Origin of the sequence: Pseudoalteromonas sp. SR45-1, from assembly GCF_014163655.1 — a bacterium.
GTDB lineage: Bacteria > Pseudomonadota > Gammaproteobacteria > Enterobacterales > Alteromonadaceae > Pseudoalteromonas > Pseudoalteromonas distincta.
Genome location: NZ_JACJDR010000004.1, coordinates 103,925 through 127,199 on the forward strand (window position 1 = coordinate 103,925; position 23,275 = coordinate 127,199).

Sequence of the window (23,275 nt, forward strand, 5' to 3'; positions counted from 1 at the left end):
AAAGCTGCGTGTTTACTGCTTTTTAAGTGCAGGGTATGCACTAAAAAAATCTTGCCAATGCGTTAAATGATCAACATTTGGGTAAGCACTGTGTACATGATTAACAGAGCCTTGCATATGTTGCCCACCGCTGTAATGCAGTACTTGCATATTGGCGTCAATTCCTGCATTTACGCCGGCTTTACTGTCTTCAATTACTAAGCAATGCTCTGGCTTTACACCCATTTGCTTAGCTGCATGTAAAAATAAATCAGGCGCCGGTTTACCACGCTTAACTTCGCTGCTGGTAAAAACCGTATCGCTAAAGTACTTACTTAAACTCACTACGCTCAACGCTTTTGCGGTGCGTGCTGGGCTACTGCTTGTAGCTATACAAATAGGCACAGCTAAATTGTTAAGTACGTCTTCTATACCATCAGTCGTGGTTAGTCCGGTTTCAAATTCGTTTAATAGTGCCTCGCGGTAGTCACCTTCAAAGCTTTCAGGAAGAGTGACATTAAATGCATCCGCTATTTTTTGGCTTACTGTTTTAAAGTTGCAGCCTAAAAAGTGTTGCTGTACATAAGCGCGGTCAATCTCAACGCCTTTTTCAACAAGCATATTAATGAGTACTTGTGCGCTTAAAATTTCGCTATCAATAACAACGCCATCACAATCAAATATCACTAGCTCAATATTAGTATTCATCTTGTCACCTTATTAACACTGTTTGGTTTAGCTAATTTAAGTATAACGAGTTAAGCGCGATTAATATTGTGCAACTTTTTAGTGCAACTCAGTAATGGGCATAAGCTCACTGGTTGAGCATATTCCCTTTATTGTGCGAATATGTCAACACACTGTAAGTATAAAACGCACCAGCTTGGTGAAAATACCGCCAGATAAAACTAAAAACCTTTGTATTTAATAAATTTTATAAAAGCATATTGCGACTAAGGTCGTAGTAAAAAAATTACATTAATGTAAAAAGTGTATCTGCAAATTCATCTCATCTGTTTTACAAATTACATCAATCTAATTAATCAGTTTTACCGAAGTTAATAAAATTAATACTATCGTTAACAGATTAACAGCCTGCACCACTGCCGGCACTTTTAAATAGATGAGGTCGACAATGAATACTCAAATAAACAAAACAAAATTAACACTAACTGCACTGGCACTTGCAATGGCATTACCGGCAAGCGCAGCAACAACTCTTACTAAAGATAACGGCGCAGCTGTTGGCGATAACCAAAATTCAATTACTGCTGGCGAACGTGGCAGTGTATTACTAGAAGACGTGCAACTAATTCAAAAACTGCAACGCTTTGCACGTGAGCGTATTCCTGAGCGTGTTGTGCATGCTCGTGGTACTGGCGCACACGGTGTGTTTGTAGCATCAAAAGAGCTAGATGATTTAACAATTGCAGCACCGTTTGCAAAAGCTGGTAAAGAAACAGACGTATTTGTTCGTTTTTCATCGGTAATTCACTCAAAAGGCAGCCCAGAAACACTGCGTGACCCACGTGGCTTTGCAACTAAGTTTTACACAGACCAAGGTAACTGGGATTTAGTAGGTAACAACTTACCGGTGTTCTTTATTCGCGATGCGATTAAATTTCCAGACATGGTTCACTCTTTAAAACCATCTCCGGTTGATAATATTCAAGATCCTAACCGCGTATTTGACTTTTTCTCGCACGAACCAGGTTCTACACAAATGCTAACGTGGGTTTACAGCGACTACGGTACACCAGCAAGTCTTCGTAAAATGGACGGTTGGGGTGTACATGCATACAAAATGATTAACAAATCGGGCGATGTTAAATACGTTAAGTTTCATTGGGTAAGCCAACAAGGTATTGATAACCTTGACGCAAAAGAAGTAGCTAAAGTGCAAAGCCAAGACTTCCAACACTTAACACGCGACCTTTACAGCGAAATTGGCAAAGGCAATTTCCCTAAATGGGATCTGTACATTAAAACGCTTGATCCATCGCAGCTTGATGACTTTGATTACAACCCGTTAGATGCAACAAAAATGTGGTTAGACATTAAAGAAACTAAAGTAGGAACAATGACCCTAAACCGTATGCCAACTAACTTCTTCCAATCTACGGAACAAGTAGCAATGGCACCGGCAAACATTATTCCAGGTATTGAGCCATCAGAAGACAGACTATTACAAGGTCGTATGTTTTCTTACGCTGATACACAAATGTACCGCCTAGGTGCTAACCACCAGCAACTGCCAATTAACCGTGCAAAAGTTGAAGTGGTTAACTACAACCAAGACGGCGCAATGAATATTGGTAACACTACAAGCAATGTGAACTACCAGCCAAGCCAAGAAAACGTAGCTGAAAACCCAATTGCACGTAGAATTAACACAGAGCTAAAAGGCTTTGTACAACAAGCTGCGATTAAAAAGCAGCAAAACTTCGCGCAAGCAGGTGTTATATACCGTGGTTTTAGCAAGCAAGAACGTACAAACCTAATTAATAACCTAGCAGGCGATTTAGGCAAAGTGCAAAACAGCAGTGTTAAACACAAAATGCTTAGCCACTTTTATAAAGCTGATAGTGAGTACGGTACACGCTTAACTAAAGCTGTAAACGGCGACCTTAAAATGGTTAAACAACTAGCCGCTAACTTATAAGCAACTAGTTAAAAGCAATTAGTCCCAACTAAATAGCTATTTAAACCACAATCATGAGGAAGGAATAAACCCTTCCTCTTTTATAAGAGACAATTGTTATGCGTAATTTATTAATTATAGTCGCTCTATTTCTGAGCTTTACCAGTAGCGTTTACGCTCAAAATACATCAGATACACAAACACCCAGTACGCAATCTGAAACCCAACATTCTGCAAAAACTCAATACGATAGTTTATTTGCTTATTACTTTGCCGCAGCACGCACAAACGACACAGCTGTAATAGAGCAATTTGTAGATGCCGGTATTCCTATCGACAGCTACAACAATAAAGGCTACACCGCGTTAATGATTGCTACTTACCATGGTAATAAAAGCACGGTTAACACACTTTTACACTTAGGCGCTAATGCCTGTCTAGAAGATAACCGTGGCAACACAGCGCTAATGGCCGCTATTTTTAGAGGTGAATTTAGTATAGCTAAAACACTCGTATCACTTGATTGCGACAACGCGCATCAAAACAAAGCCGGTCAAACAGCAGAGCAATTTGCACAAACATTTGGTCAACAAAAAGTTATAGAGTTACTAGCGCAGGTAAATAATGCAAAATAATCTGCACGCAACAAAAAGCCCTAAAATAATAGGGCTTATTTTTAATAAAATTAGCCTTATGTTGCAGACGCTATTTGAGGTTGTTTAGGCTTTTCTCGCGTTACAAAGTAGCAAATTAGCGAGCCCACTGTTACCAGTACAACCCCCTGCCAAAACGAAGCGCTCAGCGTAATAGATAAATACAACGCCGAAATAATAGTAGAAAACACCGGTGTAAAGTACGAAAGTGTTCCCAACAGCATTAAGTTACCGCCAATTATAGCTTGATTCCACAGTGCATAACCGCTCCCCACTACTACACCAGCTAATAGCAATGTTATGCTTGAGCCCAGTGAAAACGTTAATGGCGCTTCATTACTAAAACCATATTGCGCCCACAAACTCATTGCCGTGACAGTAAAAAATAACGTAATAGCATTTTTACCATTACTCAGCTTTTGCGTAACTACGCAATAAATAGCCCATATAAACGCTGCAGCTAATGCCATTAAGTAAGTAGCAGGATTATCAGCAAAGTTAGTAACAAGCGTATCGAGTGACATTTTTTGATCGCCTGTAATACACCAAGCAACGCCTAAAAAAGCAATGATCATGCTTGGGTAAACCCAGAAACTTACTTTTTTACGACCAATAATAATAGAGAGCAGTATAGTCAGCGTGGGCCATAAATAATTAATAACCGCCATTTCCATTGCCTGATGACGGCTGTTTGCCATACCAATAGAAAGCGCCAAGCAAATTTCGTACGATACAAATAATAAAGTACCTATTACCAAGTAACGTTTCGAAAAACCACTAAACTTGGGCACTCCCATAACCAAAATTAAAAATATCGCACTGACAGAATACATAGCCGCCGCACCACCAATGGGGCTAAACAACTCAGAAATATCCCGTAGTAATGCAACTAAGCAACTCCACAGTAATATGGCCGCGACTCCATAAAGCGTGTATTTATTTTTGCTTATAAAATCCATTTGCCAATCCAAAAGTACTACTCGTAAATTTGAAACTAAACTAACAGTAATTATTTAATTAAACAATAAGGGTCTGTTGTTCTTTCAAGGTTGAATTTGCAGCAGTCTGTTTGGTATTTAGGCAAGGCAGAGCCTATATAGTGTGGTTATTCCCCATTAATGGGCGATAACGTAGCATTAATGCCAAACAGGCGCTGCCCAAAGGGTTCTTCCTAGGGGCTACTTACTCTTTGTTGCCTACATGGATGTAGGTAAGGGGCGTGAGCAGGACGCGGAAGCTTTGCTCGGTTTTTACTTAGCCCACTAGGTTACAAATCTCGCGCCGCGATTAAATAGCCCCTAGTTTGAACAAATTTTAATCCGCAAAGATCAACAGACCCTAAAGTTAATAGCTTAAACCTCTCATTTGTTTTTAGCATTCACCCTTTTTAGTAATTGACCTTTTGGTCAGTAAAGCTACAATCAATCAATACGTTAAACACGCAAACTTTATAATGACCACACAAATAAAACCAAATAAAAAAGAAGTCACACGCGAGAAAAACCAAAAACTAATTTTAGATGCCGCCGAGCAATTGTTTTCGCAATTAGGTTACGACGGAGCAAGTATGAGCATGGTTGCTAAAGAAGCGCAGGTGCCAAAAGCTAATATTTTGTATTACTTTAAAAGTAAGGATGGTCTGTACGAGTCTGTGATTGACCGCATAATAGCTAATTGGAACTTAGGGCTCGATAACGTCACAATTAACGACGATCCAGCTACCGTGCTTTATAACTATATTAAAAGCAAAGTAATACTGGCCGTAAATCAGCCAATGCAATCTCGCTTATTTGCCAGTGAAATACTGCGCGGTGCACCCTATTTACAAAACTACTTTAGAACCAATACCCGCCCTTGGGTTAAACAAAAGGTTGATGTACTTCAAGCATGGATGGACGCTGATAAAATGGATAAGGTTGATCCCTACCATTTGCTCTTTACTATTTGGTCTACCACGCAATATTACGCCGACTTTCAGGCTGAGGTTTTACTCGTAATGAACAAATTAGAGTACGACGAAACCGATGTGGCACAAATTACGCAATCAATTGCCCACATAATTTTAAAAGGTATTGGTCTTAAAATACCTGAGCAAAGTGAGACTTAACCCATGACACCCTTTACTACACCCGATTTGTTTGACGATCACCGCGATAACGTGCAAGTAGCAGACAGCGGCCTTTATCACTTTGGTAAAAAAACCACGTTTTATGGCAAAGTAGTTACCGTTACCTGCCCAGAAGACAACTCTTTTGCCGCCGATATATTGCATGAAAATGGTGAAGGTAAAGTATTGGTTATAAACGGGTTTGCGAGCAAACGCTTTGCGTTTATAGGCGATATTATGGCTGAGCGTGCCCTAAATAATGGCTGGGAAGGCGTAATAATAAATGGCTGTTGCCGAGATATAGAAATACTTGCCACGATGAACTTACCTGTAATGGCGCTAGGCTCTACACCGCGTAGTACCTTAAAGCGCGGCTTTGGTGATAAAAACCAAGCTGTTACCATGCTTAGCACCACTATTGAACCTAACAATTGGGTTTACGCCGATATTAACGGTTTAATCATCAGTAAAACGCCCCTTATTTAGCACTCAAAACCATATAAATAGAGACCAACTTGGTGCATCTGCGCACCAAGTTGGTTTGTTTTAGCTCATTTTAATCTCACTATTTCTACAGCCCACATTTACAAATCTCATACAACCCAACAAAACCTGACCAGTTGGACAGGATTTTAATTTATGGCATTCCTCTTGCTTAGTCTAAGCACTATAAAATCAAAACTACCGATTAAAAAGCGGAGCCTTAGCAATTGTATTAAATTAGTGATCTATTATAACGCGAAGAAAATGACGCAGTGAGTGCGCTATTTAATCCGATAAAATGATCATGTTTTTAATAAAATTGGTATTCATAATAATAATAACCAGCCCGCTTTTTAATCACTCTTAACTTAATAAGTAAGTACTTGGTCAGTTTTATAATAATGAGCTGCAAATGAGTGATAAAAAAAACAACAAAGGTATATTTTGCAATCACGGTCCTACCCTGTGGCAAACAAACCACTCTGGAGTGCTTGCAAACAATCGCTTAGCTGTAAAAGATGTATTTGCAGTAAAGGGCGAGCGTAACAGCGCAGGCAACCCACACTGGTTTAAAACAGCTAAACCGGCTCAAAATACGGCAAGCTCGGTTAATAAGCTCATGACCGCTGGTTGTAACTTTATAGGCTTTACCCATACTGACGAGCTGGCTTATAGCTTAGAGGGTAATAATATACATTATGGCGCTGCGCAAAATCCTAAATTAAAAGGGCATGCTTGCGGTGGTTCGAGTATGGGGTCTGCTGCTGCAGTTGCTGCTAACTTAGCTGATATTGGCTTAGGCACCGACACCGGCGGCTCAATTAGAATACCCGCCAGCTATTGTGGTTTATATGGCATAAGGCCAAGCCATAACGTGATTGAAAAAGACGGCCTAATACCGTTGGCTCCGCCTTTTGATACCATAGGTTGGCTTACCCAAAGCGCCGAGCTATTAAGCGATGTAGGTAATGTACTGCTACCAAATCAAGCTATTAATAACGTTGATACCTTAGTTATTTGCGAGCCGTTATTTGAACTCGTTGACCCTGTTTTACAAGCCCCACTTAAACAATTGCTTGAAAAAACCAAGCCTAATTTTAAGCACCATAAAGAATTTGAACTACCTAACAGCAGCTTATTAAATGAACTTGCTGATAGTTTTAGAGTACTGCAAGGGCGAGCAATCGCAAAAACGCATAAAGACTGGCTTCAATTGCCGGGGCAACTTCCCCAGTTTGCTCCAGCAATTGCGGCACGTTTTAATATGGCGCTTGCCCTAACTGTTCAAGAAGAACAAGAAGCACTAAAAGTACAAACCCAATGGCAAACACTAATAGCTAAAAACCTAAATACAAACAGCTGTTTATTTTTGCCAACCACCCCCACAACCGCACCTAAATTAGGCGCCGACACAAGCGCCTTACGCATGCAAATTATTACGCTTTCGGCAATTGCAGGGCTTAGTGGCTCAGCGCAAGTGCATTTACCGCTGGCTGATTTAGCAAATGATCATCCGTATGGTTTTTCATTAATGATGAGCCACGGTAACGATAAAAGCCTACTTGCTTGCGTTAAGCACCTAGCTGCACACTTTAAACAGGACACACCGGCATGACCACACACAACATTGCATTTACCGCGTCTCATTTTTCGGCCACTGAGGCGGGTATAAATATACTAAAACAAGGCGGTACAGCTACCGAGGCTATGGTAGCGGCTGCCGCTGCTATTAGCGTTGTATATCCACATATGAACTCAATTGGTGGCGACAGCTTTTGGCTTATCGATAACCCAAACCAAAAAACGCCTACCGCTATTGACGCCTGCGGCCGTGCAGCAACTAATACAACGCCCTATAACTCGCTCGCGCAAATATCAGAGCGCGGCGGGTTAAGCGCACTGACTCAAGCGGGTACAATTCGCGGTTGGCAAAAGGCGCTTGAACTAGATGAGCACGCAGCACTACCACTGTCACAAATTTTAGCACCCGCTATTGAGCTTGCGCGCGAGGGTTTTACCGTTACAAAAAGCTTGCAAGCAGGCTGCGAAAAGCTAGCCACTGCTAACAATACCAATGAGGCGTTTAAAAGCCTCTACATACCCAATGGCAAGCCCTTGCAAGCAGGTCAACATTTTAAAAACCCTAAACTTGCAGCAACGTTTGAATACCTAGCAAAACATGGCTTAAACGCATTTTATGAAGGCGCACTTGCCAACTCATTTGCCGCCGACTTAGCAAAAGCAGGCAGCTCAATTACCGCAGGTGACATTGCAAATACTAAAGCCGAGGTAGTTACTGCGCTAAATGCAAACCTCAGTGGTATTGATTGCTACAACTTACCCGCGCCAACACAGGGCGTGCATTCACTACAAATAATTGGTGCCGTAAATAAGTTAAAGCATTTAGCTAAAACCGATGCCGACTGGACACATTTAATTGTTGAGGCAACTAAACAAAGCTTTACCCATCGCCCTACCCTTTGGGCTGACCCTGAAGCATTAGGAGACGATTATAAAAACGCACTAACCGATAATCGCTTAAGCGAACTTGCTAACAATATTGATATGGCCAAAGCCAAAAAATGGCCATTTAACGCAGAGCCTGGCGATACTGTGTGGATGGCAGCCAGAGATAAAAACGGGCAATTAGTCAGCTTTATTCAAAGCATTTACTGGGAATTTGGCAGCGGAATATTAATGAGTGAAGGCGGCTTTGTGTGGAATAACCGTGGTTTAAGCTTTAGTTTAAACAATCAAGATACCAACGCCCTTGCCCCAAATAAAAAGCCCGCTCATACACTTAACCCAGCACTGGCAAAGTTTAGCGATGGTCGTCGACTTGCTTACGGAACAATGGGCGGTGAAGGGCAGCCACAAACTCAAGCCGCTGTTTTTGCAGGCTACGCGTGGCGAAATAAATCTATAAAACAAGCAATTAGCGACCCTCGTTGGTTACTTGGACGAACATGGGGCGATACGAGTACAAATTTAAAAATTGAAAAAGAGTTAGTTTTTCATATAGAACATGAATTAAATCAACGTGACCACGATTGGGTAAGCGTTGATAATAATAACGAAATGATGGGGCACGCTGGGGCTATTTTAGATACACCTACAAGCCTTGAAGCTGCAACAGATCCTCGTTCAGATGGACGTGCAACAGTAACTACAGCAGGAACACAATGTCAGAAATAATAAATCAATGGCCAATTATAGTAGCCTTAATAGCAACCGGTATTTTTGCCGGTATTTTAGCAGGACTTTTTGGTGTAGGCGGCGGTATTGTTATCGTCCCTGTGCTGTATTTTTTACTGCAAGGTTTTGGCGTAAGCCCAGAGTCGGCAATGATGATAGCCACCGCTACATCACTTGCAACCATAGTACCTACTTCGCTTTCATCTATTCGCTCGCATCATAGCAAAGGGAATATTGACCTTGCGCTAATAAAATACTGGGCACCATTTATTTTAGTTATGGCCGTTGTAGGCAGCTACTTAGCGCACTCAATACGCGGTAATGCACTGGTACTTATGTTTGCCTGTATTGCTATTTTAGTCAGTTTAAACATGCTATTTAGAGCCGGCGCACCCGCGCTTGTAAAACAACTGCCAGGAAAATTTGGTCAAGGCGTTATGGCAAGTCTTGTAGGTGGTTTGTCGGTAATGATTGGCATAGGTGGCGGCACTATTGGCGTACCTATGCTAAACGCATTTAATGTACGCGCCCATGTTGCAGTAGGTACTGCGGCCGTTTTTGGTTTATTGATTGCACTACCTGGCGTTATTACCTTATTAAGTATTGGCACAACGCCAACCGATGCTCCCCTAGGTACGTGGGGGTTGGTTAACCTCCCTGCCTTTTTTCTTATTATTCCGTTGACTATTTTATTTGCGCCTATTGGCGTAAAAATTGGTAGCAAGCTGGATCAAAAACAACTAAAACGCGCCTTTGCCGTTGTCTTAATGATAACCGGCATACGCATGCTTATTCAGACTCTGGGAGCCTAAAATATGTTTAATAACACGCAAGTTCAAACCTTAAACCCACCACAGCGTTTATTAATGGGACCAGGCCCAATTAATGCCGACCCTCGTGTTTTACGTGCTATGTCGGCGCAGCTTATAGGCCAATACGACCCAGTAATGACCGGTTTTATGAACGAAACCATGGCACGTTACCGCGAAATTTTTAAAACCAAAAACGAATGGACCATGCTAATAGATGGCACATCGCGCGCAGGGATTGAAGCCGTATTATGCTCAATTTTACGCCCAGGCGATAAAGTCCTTGTGCCAATTATGGGGCGCTTTGGCCACCTACTTGCTGAAATAGCAGAACGCGTTGGCGCAAAGGTGCACACAATAGAAGTACCGTGGGGCGAAGTGTTTACGCCAGAACAAATCGAAAAAGCCATTGTTGATGTAAAACCCCATGTACTTGCTATGGTACAAGGCGATACATCCACCACCATGAACCAACCTCTTGAGCATATTGGCGATATTTGCCAAAAGCACGATGTACTATTTTATTGTGATGCTACCGCCTCCATTGTGGGTAACGAACTTCCTGCCGATGAATGGAAACTCGATGCACTTTCTGTTGGTCTGCAAAAGTGTTTAGGCGGACCTTCTGGATCAGCGCCATTAACACTGAGCGACAAATGCGCTGATTGGATCCAAAAACGTAAAAAAGTAGAGGCGGGTATTCGTACAGCGGAGCATACCGACGGCACCGAGCCCTTTGTACGCTCAAACTACTTTGATTTAGGTATGATCATGAATTACTGGGGGGAAGAGCGCCTTAATCATCATACCGAAGCCACCAGCATGCTGTATTGCGCCTCAGAATGCGCCCGCATTGTTATTGAAGAAGGCGTGGATAACTGCGTAGCGCGCCACAAATTACATGGCGATGCCATGCTAACAGGCATTCAAGCACTGGGCTTAAATGTATTTGGCGATTTAACGCATAAAATGAACAACGTACTGGGTGTGTATATACCCGAGGGCATTAATGCCGATCACGTACGCGGGCAAATGCTAACCGATTTTGGAATAGAAATTGGCACCTCGTTTGGCCCGCTGCATGGCAAGATTTGGCGTATTGGCACCATGGGTTACAACGCCCGTAAAGATGCCGTATTACAAACATTGGCAAGCCTAGATGCCTGCTTACATGCCAACGGTTACAAAGGCCCTAAAGGCGAAGCCGCCATTGCCGCCCTTGCTCACTATAAATAAAAAAAGGATTTAGCATGACGATTGTAAGCCCACAACACAGCCCTTTATTAGACAAAGAACTTGCTGATGAATACGCAACACGCGCTTTATCTCGCTGTAAAACCCTCAGCGCACTATCGCAAATGCAAGGCGGTATTCACCGCGTGTACTTATCAAAAGAGCACAAAGAGTGTAACGCCGTTACTGCATCGTGGATGGTTGAGGCAGGCATGCAATCGTGGCAAGACGAAGTGGGCAACCTTTGGGGGCGACTAAAATCATCAAACCCACATGCTAAACGTTTAATTATAGGATCGCACCTCGACACCGTACCAAACGCAGGTGCGTTTGATGGTATTTTAGGTGTACTACTGGGGATAGAAATTGCAGCGCTTGCACATAAGTTAAAGCTCGACCTGCCCTTTCATTTAGATGTAGTGGGCTTTTGCGATGAAGAAGGCACCCGCTTTGCCACCACTTTAATTGGCTCAAAAGCCCTCGCTAACGAATTTGACCCACAGTGGCTAAACATTGAAGACACAAACGGCATAACTATGCGCCAAGCCATGCTCGACTTTGGCCTAAACCCCAACGACTATGCAAAGGCCGCACTAAACAAAAACGAATTACTAGGTTACTGGGAAACTCATATTGAACAAGGTCCTGTACTCGAATCGGTTAATCAGGCGTTAGGCGTTGTAACTGCAATCGCAGGAGCAAAGCGCGCCATGCTTACCCTAACAGGCCAAAGCGGTCATGCGGGTACAACCCCAATGAACTTGAGGCAGGATTCACTAGCAGGCTGCGCTGAATTAGTAACCGAAATTGAAAAACTAGCAAGTAATGCTAAAAATGGCGAAGTTGCCACCGTAGGGCAAATACAGTCTCGCCCTGGGGCTACAAACGTGATTGCAGGCAAAACAACCATAAGCCTAGACGCACGCGCACAAAGCGACACCGATCTCGCTAACTTACTAAGCGTCATACAAAACAGCGCTCAATCTATAGCAAGCAAACGCAATTTAACGCTTGATTGGCAATGGACGCATGCCGCCGATGCCGTAGCCTGCGACACCACTATTCAGCATTTGTTTTCAAGCGCATGTAAACTCAATAACCAAGCATCGCCTTCACTTGCCTCAGGCGCAGGGCACGATGCAATGGCAATCGCTCCAATTTGCCCCGTTGGCATGTTGTTTATACGCAGCCCTGGCGGTATAAGCCATCACCCAGCAGAAGCCGTTATAGACGGCGATGTAACAAAGGCACTCAGTGTAATGTACAGCGCGCTTTTACTTTATGTGAAAGAGTGTGAGTGATTTAAGGTAATCGAGTAAACCAAGTATATTAACTTGGTATGCTTAGGGGCTTAAACCTCCTCAAAGTCATTTGGAGGTTATTACTGAAGGCAGGTAAATGCAGGAATATACGTTATTTAAAGTAGCTTTATCGGGCTGCCCTTTGCTCTTTTAGGCTAAGGCGTTTATGTGAGCTATATACATGTTGAATGTTTGTACCATTAACCAAATATGCATCCATTTCGACGGTAATTAAACCCGATAATGGCTTGATTTCTAGAACACCCAACTCACCTAAATTTGCAGATAGTAAAGTATTATTTCTAATAGCTAACAAAGTTTTGTCAGTATCTCGTAAGTCACCATTCACATATAATTTAGCACCACTAAACCAAGTGTTAATTATTTTAACTTTGATTGACTTAACAGTAAATTCAAAGGATTTTCTCATCAGATCTCCATACCCAGAAATGTAATTATTATACTTTATGTTTTTATATGCTTGGCGAACAAGCACTTTCTTTTAATACCCGTTTAGTCGATGCTGGGTAATTTTTTAGTGCAGCCAAAGGGCGAATTGGCCGCTGAACCAAATTACCTGAGCAGTTTGGGCACACGTTATTTAATACCGTTTGAGCACAGCCAGAACAAAATGTGCATTCAAATGAACAAATAAAAGCCTCTGTGGACTTTGCAGGTAGATTCTTATCACAACATTCACAATTAGGTCTTAAATCTAGCATTTAGCGCTCCCTTTTATCCACCCAATGCTGAGTAAATATCTATTACCTTTTATAACTTTTGATACCTGATGCTCACTTACATCAGGGCGGAATAGCTTAACCCGCTTTGTTTCAAATATCGGATTACTGCAAATAAACTCACCACCCAAATCTGCTTTTTTAAGCACTATATTCAACCGATAGTGTTTACCAGATTCAACTTTGTCTGTGTGTGGTGCTATTTCACTTCCTTGTGGGAATTTAAGCAAATATGTATCAAATTTAATTGGCCACGTAGCACCACAAATCAACATTTTATCGTAGCCTGATTTTTGTCGGCCTCGCTCCCAACAAAATAATTTACTCAAAAAAAACATACAATCCCTCGAAACAGCTAATAAGCTGCAGGTTAACTCGTTTTTTTATTTTTATTGATAAACAAACCATAGCCGAGTTCATATTTTGATTCAATCGATTACTGTATTTTAGGTGGGATATAAAAGGGAGTTTTAATGGGGTTTTGATTGGCGTTTTAATAGACATTATGGTGGCTATAATTGACAGAAAATCAAAATATAGCCACCCGTTTTACTTTAATGCTTATTTAAGGTCTTATTTAATCGTTACCTTTGCATCACTTACCCATGTTTCAGTTATAGCTTCATCATTTTTATCAACTAAATACGCGCGTATGTTCACCGGATTGCTGTTAGCTTGTTTGTAGTCAAACGCTAATCGCCATTGGTTTGTACCAACTACCGGATAAACTCCAATAGGTTCTAATATTTCACCGTTGCTGGCTTCAACAATCGGCTTTATACCACTTTTGTTATCTAATCCTTTAAATGCTGGACCTTCAAAATCAATCACCATTTTGTTAACGCCTTTAGGAATAGGCTGGCCGGGAATTCCGCCTAAGCCTTGGCGAGTATTTACAACGCTTGCAAGGTTTTTTGATTTTGGATCGAGTGGACGCCATTCAATATCATAAGAAAAGGTAAACTCATCACCTTTGCGCGCCTCTTTTTCAGGCACCCAATAGGCAACAATATTGTCGAACGTTTCATCTTTTGTAGGAATTTCGATTAACTGTACTGCGCCTTTGCCCCAATCGTCAGTAGGTTTTATCCACGCTGATGAACGCTTATTGTAAAATACGCCGTCGTCCTGGTAGTTATTAAAGTCACGGTCTCTTTGGATTAAGCCAAACCCTTTTGGGTTCTCATCAATAAAACTATTGGTCGACACCGACTGAGGATTATTTAATGGGCGCCAAACGTATTGACCCGATCCTGTGTGAATCGCCAGGCCATCGCTATCGTGAATTTCTGGGCGCCAATCTTTAGCTTCTGTTTTATCTTTTTGTGAGTACCAATACATACTGGTTAACGGTGCTACGCCTAAGCGTTCAACATCGGCGCGCATATACAAATTTGCCGTTACAGAGGTAATATGGCCTTTGGCTTCTTTGTTATCTTTACTTAAACCAAATCGATAAGCACCAGTGATAGAAGGCCCTTCAAGCAATGCCCAAACAGACACACTTTCACCTTTTTTCTCTGCGGGGCCAATCCAAAATGCAGAAAAGCGCGGAAATTCTTCTGGCTGATTCATGCCCGTATTAATCGCGATACCTCGGGCCGAGAGTCCATATTGCCCCTCTGGGCCGTCGGTACGAAAATAAGACGCGCCTAAAAAAGATATCCAATCGGGTTTCATATCTGGGCGCATTATTCTAAAGCCTGCAAATCCAAACCCTTCTGGGAGATCGTGAGCTGGGCTATTATCGGGCATATCAAAAACGTCATTACTAAAAGGTACATTTTGAACCTGATTTTTATCATCTCTGATGTAAATACTTACTGGCTCAGGAAAATATCGGCCAGGGTAAAATAATTGTACGGGCGCCTTTTTTCCACTTGGGTATAAGGTTTCATCTTCTTTAAAGCGTATTTTCCAGTGTTCGTCATACGTAATTTTATCGATTAACTCCGGCGCTGGCACCTTAGTTGGCGTATAGGGCTTTTCGGCTGAGGCTTTTGCTAGGGCTTTTAAGTCTTCGAATGAAAACTCCGTTTTATCTACTGCTTCTGTCGCGTAAGACGACATCGAAGTGCTAAAAATAATTGCGATAAATAACTTTAATTTCATAAAAAGAATATCCAATAAATTGAGTCAAATAAAAATGGGAACGCTGCACGAACGTATGTTTAACTTAAAGTTCTGTATGGATATTACGTGACGTAATATGAACTAGCGTTTACTAAAGTATTGTTATTTGACTACAGGAGCTCCCATAGTTATTTTTTTAGGGTATTGGTTTTAAGGGAAATTGCGCGCGTTTGATGATATCGCTGAAGTGAAATAAGCGGGGATAGCGCAATTTATTATTAGATCGCTGATATTCAAATGGATAAGGCTTGTATTTAGTCGGTGGAAAATGAAGAGGCTCACCCCTTTTAAAACTTGCAATTAATGGCTGAGTTTTATTTGGCCCTCACTTCAGGGCATGTTTTTATGTTTTTGAAGTTAATTTTTCAATAGCATCTTTAGCTTCTTTCAAACTTACACCATGAACAGATCTATAATATTTTATTGCTCTAACTTTATGACCTGATTTTAAAGCAACAATAACATCACCTTCAGTTACGCTGCCATGCTTAGGTATTGAGTTACCAAATATTAATATAAATAAAACTGCAATAACCGCTAAAACACCCCAAATATATTCAATTTCCATAAATATCCTCGATGTTCGAAAAATAATGAGCCTGTAGGTTAACTCGTTTTTTATTTATTTTTATTGATAAACAAACCATAGCTGAGTTCCTCTTTTGTTTGTAATAATGTTCACCAAGAGCAAAATGTATTTTTATTTTATCTTATTTTAATTATTCTTATTGGCTACTGGTTAAATAGCCTTTCGCATTTTATTTAATAACTCGTAGCATGCTTTATACAACAGTATTTCCATGTCTTCGTTATGGTACAAAGGACCCCAACGAAAAAAGCCTCTTAAGCTAAATTTTTTAGCTATGAATTCGCGCCACGTAACAGATTTAGAAACGCTGAACGTTTTAATCGTCTTATTGTGTTTAATATTATACAAGCGCGATACTAACTTAACTTTTGGTCGCCAAAATAGCGGAATAATAGCTGTATCAAAATCTATAGTGAATGCATCACCACCATGCAAAGTAACTATAACAACATCTAAACCAATATCTGACTTTTTAGGCTCTTTAATAGACGAAATACTGTGAAGACAAAAAATATCTTCAAGCTTCTTGTGCATATGATCTTGTAGTGAATCGCCCGTTATATAAAAAAACGACTCTACCTTAGAAAAATGGCTGTTATTAGCTACAGCTAACGATCCCAAATAAACATTTGGCTTTTCAGAGCTAAACCAATCGAATAGCAAATTTAAATTCCTTTTTTACTTATGCCGAATAAATAGGCCGTAAGGTTGTTATCTAAGGTTAGGGCGAAAAAGCAAAAACCAGCTGTTTTTGCTCTGCTTTACGATTTGTTTATTTACGCTCAACTATTTTCGACGTAATTGAATACCAAGTAATGTACCTAATAAAACAGCAATAACATGCAGCAAAGCTGAAATTAAATATATCAGAGGATCCATTGATATTTCTAATAAAATGTATAGTAAGGCACCGACACTTAGATCAATAAACCAATAAACCGCCGCAACTAAAAAGGCTTGTTTATACGGACTCACTGTTTGCTTATAGCCTAGGTAACAATAAACGATTAAAGAGGTTACAAATCCGAGGACGTAATAAGTAAAAGTTAATGAGGTACTTTGAGTCATTTCATCAAAGCCAACAATCTTTGTTGCTATTGTTGATAAAGCAACTAGCAATAAATACAAGCCTACTGAAAAGAGTACAATCCTAGAGCATTTCACGATAATCCTTTAGCAATACAACGAGGCTGTAGAATAACTTCTATAGCCAAATTCAATTAATTAGTTTCTTTAATTAACTCTAAGCATTTTAAAGCAATGTGTAATAAATGTATTACCCATTAAACAGGCTGTTTTCATAAAAAGAGTAATTCTACAATCTCAACGCCTCAATTAAACAGCGTAAAATAGCTGGTTACAATAAGCTAGGTACGAACAAAAAACTAACTATTAGAAGTCCGTTTAAGCAACTATTAGAGTTCAGTAGCTTGTACATATTTACAGCACTCTCTTAACAAGGTCTCTGCGGCCTCTTTGTTAGACTGATCATGTTTACTCGAACCTAGTTCAACACCCATTGCCGTATAAACACTGCTATTTAATTGTAAATATTTAGTTTGATTAGGTGCAATTATTAGCTGTTTTGTATTACTCCACACTCCTGTGAGTGGGCTCCAGCTAATTTTTAAATCGTAATTACCCGCAGGTAATTTTATGTAAGAGAAAGTATTGTTTGGTAGTGCTACAATTTTTTTATCATTTATACTTACACGCATATCTGATGCCGCTGGTGGGGTTAACAACCTATGGAATACTAAAACACTTTGCTCTTCATTTGGTTGAGGTAGCTGTACCTGGTCAAAAGTTAAAGCATCTCTTGGGGCTGAAGCACAACCACTTAAAAATAATAGTAAGAAAAAATATATATAACGCATAAACACCTATCAGATTTGAATTATAACGAGCCTGTAGATTAACTCGTTTTTTATTTTTTTTGATAAACAAACCATAGCTGAGTTCCTATTTTGGTTCAATCGTTATTGCATTTCACGTGGAATATAAAAAGAGGACTAGGTGTTGTTTTAATTGACGTTTTGGAAGGTATTACTGGAAATTTAGTATGCTAACTGTTTGTTATTATCCTAACTTGCCGTATTTCAGAGTACTCGGACTGAATTAACCCAAAGCATTTAAGATCGTGAAACTGATTTTTCCAGTAACCACTTTGACGCCTTATACCTTCCTCTTTGAACCCAACTTTTAAAAGGAGTGACTCAGATGCAGAGTTTCCAAGAACAGTATCGCCTTGAATACGATTAAGTTTACCGCAAGATAAGTCACCTGAAAATGCGGCTTTAACTATTCGATGAACTGCTTCAGTGGAAAAACCCTTACCCCAATATTTAGGTAGTAAATCATATCCAATAACAGCATTTTTCATTTTAGGACTCCAAGTATTAAAGCCGCAAGTACCTATAAGTTGATCTGTTTCTTTTAGGCGAATAGCCCAACGAATACCTGAGTTTTCTTTAAAACGAGCGTTAAAAAACTCAATTAAATGGCTGGCTTGTGACAGTTCAGTAAACGCCTCTAAATCATAATATTCTACAACTGAATTGTCCGAGAACAACTCAAACAAACTATTTGAATCTTCTTTTGATAATTGATCTAACCTTAAGCGATTTGTCTCTAAAGTTGGAAATGACAACCTAAATCCTCCGTGAAATATAACAAGCCTGTAGATTAACTCGTTTTTTAATTTTTTATTGATAAACAAACCATAGCTGAGTTCCTATTTTGGTTCAATCGGTTACTTCACTTCACGTGGAATATAATAAGAGGACTAGGTGTTGTTTTAATTGATGTTTTGGAGGGTATTACTGGATAATTTAGTGTGAGTGTCTTTTTACTCTTTCTTTCATTGTAGCTCAGCTTTTTGCGTGATTTATTTTTATAAAACCCACTTAACCCGCTGCTTTAATTTATTATTTATGTAAAAGCTAGAATGAATCTCATCCTAACTCTTTAGCTTTTGTTTAACTCTATTTTTGAAACGTAAAATACAATACCAGCAACAAGGCCTACTATAGAAAATAAAAATAATTGTAAAAAGCTATATCCATAACCTATTAACGTAATTGAACCATTTTCGACCAATACCTTACCATTAATGATTGAGCTATCTAAACCTGAAGGGAAAACAAAAAAGAAAGAAACTAAGCAAGTAGATATAACTGAAGATTTGAGCACTGTATTTAGCGAATAACCACAGCTTTTAGTGATAAATTTATAAATGGGAAATGCTGTTACTGGAACCAAAATTAGAACAACTATTAACGTCCAAATAAATATACCAAAAGGCATAATAGTAAATTTCCTTTCAATTGCCATTGGCGCTAAAAATGCAACAATTAAAGAGGCTAAAATAAAGCTAAATATTGTTCTCAACTCGAAACCTTCTTAGAAAGCTAACGCCTGCCATAACCGATTTGTGGCGCTCTTGCACAAATCCGGTTAATGGCTTTGTTATGTAAGGTCACCGTCAAGTCCAAATTTTTCCCTGTTCAAAACTAGCGCTGCCAGCACAGTTACTCCTAACACTGTACCAACAGGGAACATGAAGAGTAACAATGTTGAATATATTATTAGTGCCCAAAAAAGCCACTTAGTTCGATAGTTTAAGCCCACAACGGAAAATGTTAAAAAGCAAAGTGCAACTAAAAATAAGATGAACCCTGTTACTGTAGACAAAGCTGTTGATGACATTTCTTCTTGTGATATTTTAGGTTCATTACTTCCAAACAGCGTTATCTCTTGAAATGAAGAGGACATAATTAAATACGAATCAACAATTCCCCAAAGAGGTGCCCAGAAAAGCAATAATCCCAAAACTGCGACGTATTTCCCTATAGTTTCCTTGTTCATCATCTCTCCTCACGTAGTTATATAAAGAGCCTGTTAACAGGCAGAAAATAGTTAGTTAAATTAGCAACAAAGGAACAAAGCCAACTATTTTTATCCTTGTTTAACAGCCTGTTATGCATTGTTTACACTACAGTCAATTGTTGCGTTAATCTTTGGTGGGTAGACAGAACCAAACTGGCTATGCGAGCCATAAGTACCCATTTTATATTTTTTTACGTATATATCACTAGATTTGCATAACTCTTTTCCTTTGAGCTCTACCAATTCGACCATATCTGTTTCATTAAGATCGGTATGACCAAGAACCTCAATTGAATACGTCCCATCAGAGTTTTTGCTTACATCGCTATATTGGACTATGACACCTTTATAAGTTTTCATACCAACACAACCAGAGATTATTAATATGATTAAAGGTAGATACTTTTTCATGCTTATCCTTAAACACCTAACAGCTTATTGAGCACCACTTTGGGGATTTATAGCACCCCAAAACGGCGTATATTACAGTGTTCAATAATTCCACTAAACAACTTCAGTGTAAACAAGTAATTAAATATGTTACAAAAAACCTTTTATAATTTTTCACCAAAACGGTGTTTAATAATGTTATTGGACAAAACAAAAATAGAGCTTTATTTATGATAAAAACGAATGAGTGAGGTATTTACTTTACTTCAAAATTCACATGGTCAAAGTATGGGTTTTTCTCATGCGCTTTAAGTACGCTGATTGTAGTTAGCACAATGAGTTTCAACTCGCTATTTACATTAACAACTATGCATTCGTCTCTATTAGCATTGCGTTTTGTGTCAGTTGCTATCCCGCATACACCATCGCCATTTTTTAATATAAGCTCAATGCTTAAATGGTGCATACAGGCAATTTCGATGTAATCGTATTGGTTGCAACTAATCATAACGTCCTCTTTATTTAGTCGGTTTAAATAGCATTAAAAAAGCAATAACAACAAGGTTGGCTATATACCACAAATCTTTAATTACAAACTGCCCTAGGCGCTCCAATAAAGTGGAAGAACTAAATGCACCGGTTGCGGTAATTAAGAATGTTTGGGTCATCATAAATACGCTTAAACACGCTAAGCCACTTACAATAATTAGCTTTTTATTCTTTAAAAATAGCCCTAAGCCCAATAACACAGCAAATAATACATCAAACCCGCCAATCACGTTAGATGTACCTTGTACGCTAAATACCGTGTATAACCACGACATAAACGGTGAGGTTTCTACTAAACTTACAATGCCTTTTGCTTCAAACTCGTAAAACTTCATGCCGCCGATCCACAGTAAAACCATAGCAACCGGTATAAAGTTTAAAAGTACGTGTTGTTTGTCGGTAAGTTTGTCTTTATAAAACAAAAACAAATACAAAGGCACTACAGCGAAGTATTTAATTATGCCCTGCCCGCTACCAATGATTGGAAAGCCACCAAGTTGCGCCATCCAACGGTTACTGGCAAACAAGGTAAGTAATGCTACTAAACTTATAATTGCTGCAAGTAAAAGTGCTGGTGTAGGTTTCATTAGTTTAAGGCGAGCGAGCACGGTGGCAAACGCTAAGGCAATCATAAATGAGCCACTAATTAAACCTAACGCAGATACAGACATTAGCGAATCAACGCCATAATAACTAAACGTAGCCGTTAACGTATTAGGGTTTGCTCCTAACGCAAACGACAAGCCAAGTAGTAAAAAGCTACTCGTTAATAAAAAAGTAATCACGTTATTGGTTAGTTTTAAGTTCATTGTATTTCCAAGTATTCGTTGAGGTTTATAAAGACCTTACGAACCTATAAAACAATTCAAGCTAACTCTTAAAAATCAGAGTTAATTAAGCACACTGTAAGCTCTTATCGGGTAATGTAATCAATCACTTTAGTTTATAGTTTATTTCCTCTTTATTAATAAAATTAAATAAGTCTAATATTCATATGATGTGCGTCATCTTTTTTATTATTAAATGAAGTAGAATGACGTTGCCTTTTCAATAAACAGAATGCATGCATTTCTAAAACTTAGGGACATTTTTAATGAAGGGTACTGATATTCGAGTTACCTCTGGACTGATTTCTATAGCCATTGTTTTACTACTTTGGTTTGCTGTACCGCCTCCGCAAGGTGTTACCGAAAACGCATGGCATTTGCTCGCTTTATTTATTGGTACTGTAGTTGCCATTATTGGTAAAGCAATGCCTATCGGCGCCATTGCTATTTTAGCTATAACCTCTGTTGCGTTAACTGGCGTAACTAATGACAGCCCATCTGGCGCTATTAAAGATGCATTAAGTGGCTTTTCTAACTCATTAATTTGGTTGATTGGTATTGCCATTATTATTTCTCGGGGATTAGCTAAAACTGGTTTGGGAAATCGTATTGGCTATAATTTTATTTCTCTTTTTGGTAAAAAAACAGTTGGTATTGGCTATGCACTCGCACTTTCTGAACTTGTTATAGCGCCAGTAACGCCAAGTAATACCGCGCGAGGCGGCGCTATTATTCACCCAATTATGAAGTCGATAGCAACAAGCTTTGGCTCATCCCCTGAGGAAGGCACCTCTCGTAAAATTGGCCACTACCTTGCTTTAGTTAGCTACCATATAAACCCTATTACATCAGCTATGTTTATTACCGCCACGGCTCCTAACCCGCTAATTGTAAAGCTTATTGCTGATGCTACTGGTGCAAATATCAGTATTACTTGGAGTACGTGGGCGCTGGCAGCGCTTGTTCCTGGTTTGCTATGTATTGCCCTTGTGCCTTTGGTTGTTTATGCCATTTACCCACCTGAAGTTAAAAGTACGCCCGACGCTAAAACCTACGCAGAATCTAAATTAACTGAAATGGGCCCAATGAGTTATGGCGAAAAAATAATGGTGGGTGTTTTTGCTATGCTGCTTGTTTTATGGGCCGGCGTACCTGCAATGATTTTAGGGGCTGACTACGCAGTTAATACAACCGCAGTGGCTTTTTTAGGTTTGTCGGTTTTATTAGTCACTGGTGTATTAAGCTGGGACGATGTACTTAAAGAAAAGTCTGCGTGGGATACCGTTGTTTGGTTTTCAGCATTAGTAATGATGGCCACTTTTTTAAATAAACTAGGTTTGGTAACGTGGTTTTCAACACTTGTTGAGAGCAATATTGCGCAACTGGGCTTTGACTGGATTGTATCGGCTATTATATTGGTAGCTGTGTATTTTTATGCTCATTACTTTTTTGCCAGTACCACAGCACATATTACTGCTATGTTTGCCGCATTTTACGCCGCAGGTTTGGCGCTTGGCGCTCCGCCTTTATTTTTAGGTTTACTGTTAGCTGGCGCCTCATCACTGATGATGTCGTTAACGCATTACGCAACAGGCACATCACCCATAGTGTTTGGCTCAGGCTATGTATCGTTAAAAGACTGGTGGGTAATGGGCCTTATAATGAGCGTTATTAATTTAAGTGTATGGGGAATTATTGGCGGGCTTTGGTGGAAAGCACTTGGGTATTGGTAGTGTTGCCTTTGTTAGTTTGGCTTGC

General features: G+C 39.8%; 26 protein-coding genes. 10 read left to right on the plus strand and 16 right to left on the minus strand.

Going from position 1 to position 23,275, the window contains the following annotated elements; genetic code table 11:
• Positions 1–12: 12 nt before the first annotated feature.
• Entirely contained in the window at positions 13–687 is a 675-nt protein-coding gene (locus H5089_RS05925; protein WP_149593207.1) for an HAD family phosphatase, read from the minus strand.
• Between the two features lie 427 nt (positions 688–1,114).
• Between H5089_RS05925 and H5089_RS05930 the strand changes: the two genes are divergently transcribed.
• Both H5089_RS05930 and H5089_RS05935 read left to right on the plus strand, forming a co-directional pair.
• Complete coding sequence (locus H5089_RS05930; RefSeq protein WP_182711733.1) at positions 1,115–2,641, plus strand: catalase; 1,527 nt, start codon at positions 1,115–1,117, stop codon at positions 2,639–2,641.
• A gap of 98 nt (positions 2,642–2,739) precedes the next feature.
• Positions 2,740–3,255 (plus strand): ankyrin repeat domain-containing protein, encoded by a 516-nt coding sequence (locus tag H5089_RS05935; RefSeq protein WP_182711734.1) that lies wholly within the window; start codon positions 2,740–2,742, stop codon positions 3,253–3,255.
• Between the two features lie 56 nt (positions 3,256–3,311).
• On the opposite strand, the gene yddG is transcribed toward H5089_RS05935, so the two are convergent.
• Positions 3,312–4,232 carry an aromatic amino acid DMT transporter YddG gene (gene yddG / locus H5089_RS05940; RefSeq protein WP_182711735.1) on the minus strand — a complete coding sequence of 307 codons (921 nt, stop codon included), beginning with the start codon at positions 4,230–4,232 and terminating at the stop codon, positions 3,312–3,314.
• Between the two features lie 494 nt (positions 4,233–4,726).
• Here yddG and H5089_RS05945 point away from each other — a divergent pair, with 494 nt between their 5' ends.
• The 7 genes from H5089_RS05945 (at position 4,727) to H5089_RS05975 (ending at position 12,401) form a co-directional block, all read left to right on the plus strand.
• Positions 4,727–5,380 carry a TetR/AcrR family transcriptional regulator gene (locus tag H5089_RS05945; RefSeq protein ID WP_004334664.1) on the plus strand — a complete coding sequence of 218 codons (654 nt, stop codon included), beginning with the start codon at positions 4,727–4,729 and terminating at the stop codon, positions 5,378–5,380.
• Positions 5,381–5,383: 3 nt separating this feature from the next.
• Positions 5,384–5,866, plus strand: coding sequence for a putative 4-hydroxy-4-methyl-2-oxoglutarate aldolase (locus H5089_RS05950; RefSeq protein ID WP_182711736.1), 483 nt, complete (start codon positions 5,384–5,386; stop codon positions 5,864–5,866).
• Between the two features lie 409 nt (positions 5,867–6,275).
• Positions 6,276–7,478 (plus strand): amidase family protein, encoded by a 1,203-nt coding sequence (locus H5089_RS05955; RefSeq protein ID WP_154902964.1) that lies wholly within the window; start codon positions 6,276–6,278, stop codon positions 7,476–7,478.
• Positions 7,475–9,058 carry a gamma-glutamyltransferase family protein gene (locus tag H5089_RS05960; RefSeq protein ID WP_182711737.1) on the plus strand — a complete coding sequence of 528 codons (1,584 nt, stop codon included), beginning with the start codon at positions 7,475–7,477 and terminating at the stop codon, positions 9,056–9,058. The genes H5089_RS05955 and H5089_RS05960 overlap by 4 nt, the downstream gene beginning before the upstream one ends.
• Positions 9,046–9,870, plus strand: coding sequence for a sulfite exporter TauE/SafE family protein (locus H5089_RS05965; protein ID WP_182711738.1), 825 nt, complete (start codon positions 9,046–9,048; stop codon positions 9,868–9,870). Before H5089_RS05960 ends, H5089_RS05965 begins: the two co-directional genes overlap by 13 nt.
• 3 nt (positions 9,871–9,873) lie before the next feature.
• Positions 9,874–11,103: an alanine--glyoxylate aminotransferase family protein gene (locus H5089_RS05970; protein ID WP_024596152.1), complete on the plus strand. Its 1,230-nt coding sequence runs from the start codon at positions 9,874–9,876 to the stop codon at positions 11,101–11,103.
• A gap of 14 nt (positions 11,104–11,117) precedes the next feature.
• Positions 11,118–12,401, plus strand: a complete 1,284-nt coding sequence (locus tag H5089_RS05975) for an allantoate amidohydrolase (protein ID WP_182711739.1) — start codon at positions 11,118–11,120, stop codon at positions 12,399–12,401.
• Between the two features lie 127 nt (positions 12,402–12,528).
• Here the strand turns inward: H5089_RS05975 and H5089_RS05980 are convergent, their stop codons facing one another.
• The 14 genes from H5089_RS05980 to H5089_RS06045 all read right to left on the minus strand — a co-directional run bounded on the left by H5089_RS05980 (position 12,529) and on the right by H5089_RS06045 (position 21,499).
• Complete coding sequence (locus H5089_RS05980; protein WP_024596154.1) at positions 12,529–12,831, minus strand: hypothetical protein; 303 nt, start codon at positions 12,829–12,831, stop codon at positions 12,529–12,531.
• A gap of 43 nt (positions 12,832–12,874) precedes the next feature.
• Positions 12,875–13,123: a DUF1272 domain-containing protein gene (locus H5089_RS05985; protein WP_182711740.1), complete on the minus strand. Its 249-nt coding sequence runs from the start codon at positions 13,121–13,123 to the stop codon at positions 12,875–12,877.
• The gene (locus tag H5089_RS05990) at positions 13,117–13,479 is read right to left on the minus strand and encodes a 2OG-Fe(II) oxygenase (protein WP_149593221.1); all 363 of its coding nucleotides are present in this window, start codon (positions 13,477–13,479) and stop codon (positions 13,117–13,119) included. The genes H5089_RS05985 and H5089_RS05990 overlap by 7 nt, the downstream gene beginning before the upstream one ends.
• 235 nt (positions 13,480–13,714) lie before the next feature.
• Positions 13,715–15,253 (minus strand): glucan biosynthesis protein, encoded by a 1,539-nt coding sequence (locus tag H5089_RS05995; RefSeq protein WP_182711741.1) that lies wholly within the window; start codon positions 15,251–15,253, stop codon positions 13,715–13,717.
• 364 nt (positions 15,254–15,617) lie between these two features.
• Positions 15,618–15,842 (minus strand): ribosomal protein L7/L12, encoded by a 225-nt coding sequence (locus H5089_RS06000; protein WP_007378552.1) that lies wholly within the window; start codon positions 15,840–15,842, stop codon positions 15,618–15,620.
• A gap of 171 nt (positions 15,843–16,013) precedes the next feature.
• Positions 16,014–16,526, minus strand: coding sequence for a hypothetical protein (locus tag H5089_RS06005; RefSeq protein ID WP_024596157.1), 513 nt, complete (start codon positions 16,524–16,526; stop codon positions 16,014–16,016).
• 123 nt (positions 16,527–16,649) lie between these two features.
• Positions 16,650–17,027: a hypothetical protein gene (locus H5089_RS06010; protein WP_310735802.1), complete on the minus strand. Its 378-nt coding sequence runs from the start codon at positions 17,025–17,027 to the stop codon at positions 16,650–16,652.
• Positions 17,028–17,278: 251 nt separating this feature from the next.
• The gene (locus H5089_RS06015; RefSeq protein WP_024596158.1) at positions 17,279–17,740 is read right to left on the minus strand and encodes a DUF2846 domain-containing protein; all 462 of its coding nucleotides are present in this window, start codon (positions 17,738–17,740) and stop codon (positions 17,279–17,281) included.
• 188 nt (positions 17,741–17,928) lie between these two features.
• Positions 17,929–18,513 carry a GNAT family N-acetyltransferase gene (locus H5089_RS06020; protein ID WP_024596159.1) on the minus strand — a complete coding sequence of 195 codons (585 nt, stop codon included), beginning with the start codon at positions 18,511–18,513 and terminating at the stop codon, positions 17,929–17,931.
• 317 nt (positions 18,514–18,830) lie between these two features.
• Positions 18,831–19,253 (minus strand): hypothetical protein, encoded by a 423-nt coding sequence (locus H5089_RS06025; protein ID WP_024596160.1) that lies wholly within the window; start codon positions 19,251–19,253, stop codon positions 18,831–18,833.
• 78 nt (positions 19,254–19,331) lie between these two features.
• Complete coding sequence (locus tag H5089_RS06030) at positions 19,332–19,730, minus strand: hypothetical protein (protein WP_024593234.1); 399 nt, start codon at positions 19,728–19,730, stop codon at positions 19,332–19,334.
• 111 nt (positions 19,731–19,841) lie between these two features.
• Entirely contained in the window at positions 19,842–20,162 is a 321-nt protein-coding gene (locus H5089_RS06035; RefSeq protein ID WP_024596161.1) for a hypothetical protein, read from the minus strand.
• 235 nt (positions 20,163–20,397) lie between these two features.
• Positions 20,398–20,649 (minus strand): Rho-binding antiterminator, encoded by a 252-nt coding sequence (locus H5089_RS06040; protein WP_182711742.1) that lies wholly within the window; start codon positions 20,647–20,649, stop codon positions 20,398–20,400.
• Between the two features lie 10 nt (positions 20,650–20,659).
• Positions 20,660–21,499, minus strand: a complete 840-nt coding sequence (locus H5089_RS06045) for a DUF417 family protein (protein WP_182711743.1) — start codon at positions 21,497–21,499, stop codon at positions 20,660–20,662.
• A 284-nt stretch (positions 21,500–21,783) separates the two neighbouring features.
• Here H5089_RS06045 and H5089_RS06050 point away from each other — a divergent pair, with 284 nt between their 5' ends.
• A complete protein-coding gene (locus H5089_RS06050) occupies positions 21,784–23,250 on the plus strand; it encodes a DASS family sodium-coupled anion symporter (RefSeq protein WP_039486658.1) in 1,467 nt (488 codons plus the stop codon).
• The last annotated feature ends 25 nt before the right edge of the window (positions 23,251–23,275 follow it).

Coding starts and splice junctions, on each gene's coding strand:
- H5089_RS05925 (WP_149593207.1), bottom strand. CDS start 687: ATGAATACTAATATTGAGCTAGTGATATTTGATTGTGATGGCGTTGTT.
- H5089_RS05930 (WP_182711733.1), top strand. CDS start 1,115: ATGAATACTCAAATAAACAAAACAAAATTAACACTAACTGCACTGGCA.
- H5089_RS05935 (WP_182711734.1), top strand. CDS start 2,740: ATGCGTAATTTATTAATTATAGTCGCTCTATTTCTGAGCTTTACCAGT.
- yddG (WP_182711735.1), bottom strand. CDS start 4,232: ATGGATTTTATAAGCAAAAATAAATACACGCTTTATGGAGTCGCGGCC.
- H5089_RS05945 (WP_004334664.1), top strand. CDS start 4,727: ATGACCACACAAATAAAACCAAATAAAAAAGAAGTCACACGCGAGAAA.
- H5089_RS05950 (WP_182711736.1), top strand. CDS start 5,384: ATGACACCCTTTACTACACCCGATTTGTTTGACGATCACCGCGATAAC.
- H5089_RS05955 (WP_154902964.1), top strand. CDS start 6,276: ATGAGTGATAAAAAAAACAACAAAGGTATATTTTGCAATCACGGTCCT.
- H5089_RS05960 (WP_182711737.1), top strand. CDS start 7,475: ATGACCACACACAACATTGCATTTACCGCGTCTCATTTTTCGGCCACT.
- H5089_RS05965 (WP_182711738.1), top strand. CDS start 9,046: ATGTCAGAAATAATAAATCAATGGCCAATTATAGTAGCCTTAATAGCA.
- H5089_RS05970 (WP_024596152.1), top strand. CDS start 9,874: ATGTTTAATAACACGCAAGTTCAAACCTTAAACCCACCACAGCGTTTA.
- H5089_RS05975 (WP_182711739.1), top strand. CDS start 11,118: ATGACGATTGTAAGCCCACAACACAGCCCTTTATTAGACAAAGAACTT.
- H5089_RS05980 (WP_024596154.1), bottom strand. CDS start 12,831: ATGAGAAAATCCTTTGAATTTACTGTTAAGTCAATCAAAGTTAAAATA.
- H5089_RS05985 (WP_182711740.1), bottom strand. CDS start 13,123: ATGCTAGATTTAAGACCTAATTGTGAATGTTGTGATAAGAATCTACCT.
- H5089_RS05990 (WP_149593221.1), bottom strand. CDS start 13,479: ATGTTTTTTTTGAGTAAATTATTTTGTTGGGAGCGAGGCCGACAAAAA.
- H5089_RS05995 (WP_182711741.1), bottom strand. CDS start 15,253: ATGAAATTAAAGTTATTTATCGCAATTATTTTTAGCACTTCGATGTCG.
- H5089_RS06000 (WP_007378552.1), bottom strand. CDS start 15,842: ATGGAAATTGAATATATTTGGGGTGTTTTAGCGGTTATTGCAGTTTTA.
- H5089_RS06015 (WP_024596158.1), bottom strand. CDS start 17,740: ATGCGTTATATATATTTTTTCTTACTATTATTTTTAAGTGGTTGTGCT.
- H5089_RS06030 (WP_024593234.1), bottom strand. CDS start 19,730: ATGAACAAGGAAACTATAGGGAAATACGTCGCAGTTTTGGGATTATTG.
- H5089_RS06035 (WP_024596161.1), bottom strand. CDS start 20,162: ATGAAAAAGTATCTACCTTTAATCATATTAATAATCTCTGGTTGTGTT.
- H5089_RS06040 (WP_182711742.1), bottom strand. CDS start 20,649: ATGATTAGTTGCAACCAATACGATTACATCGAAATTGCCTGTATGCAC.
- H5089_RS06045 (WP_182711743.1), bottom strand. CDS start 21,499: ATGAACTTAAAACTAACCAATAACGTGATTACTTTTTTATTAACGAGT.
- H5089_RS06050 (WP_039486658.1), top strand. CDS start 21,784: ATGAAGGGTACTGATATTCGAGTTACCTCTGGACTGATTTCTATAGCC.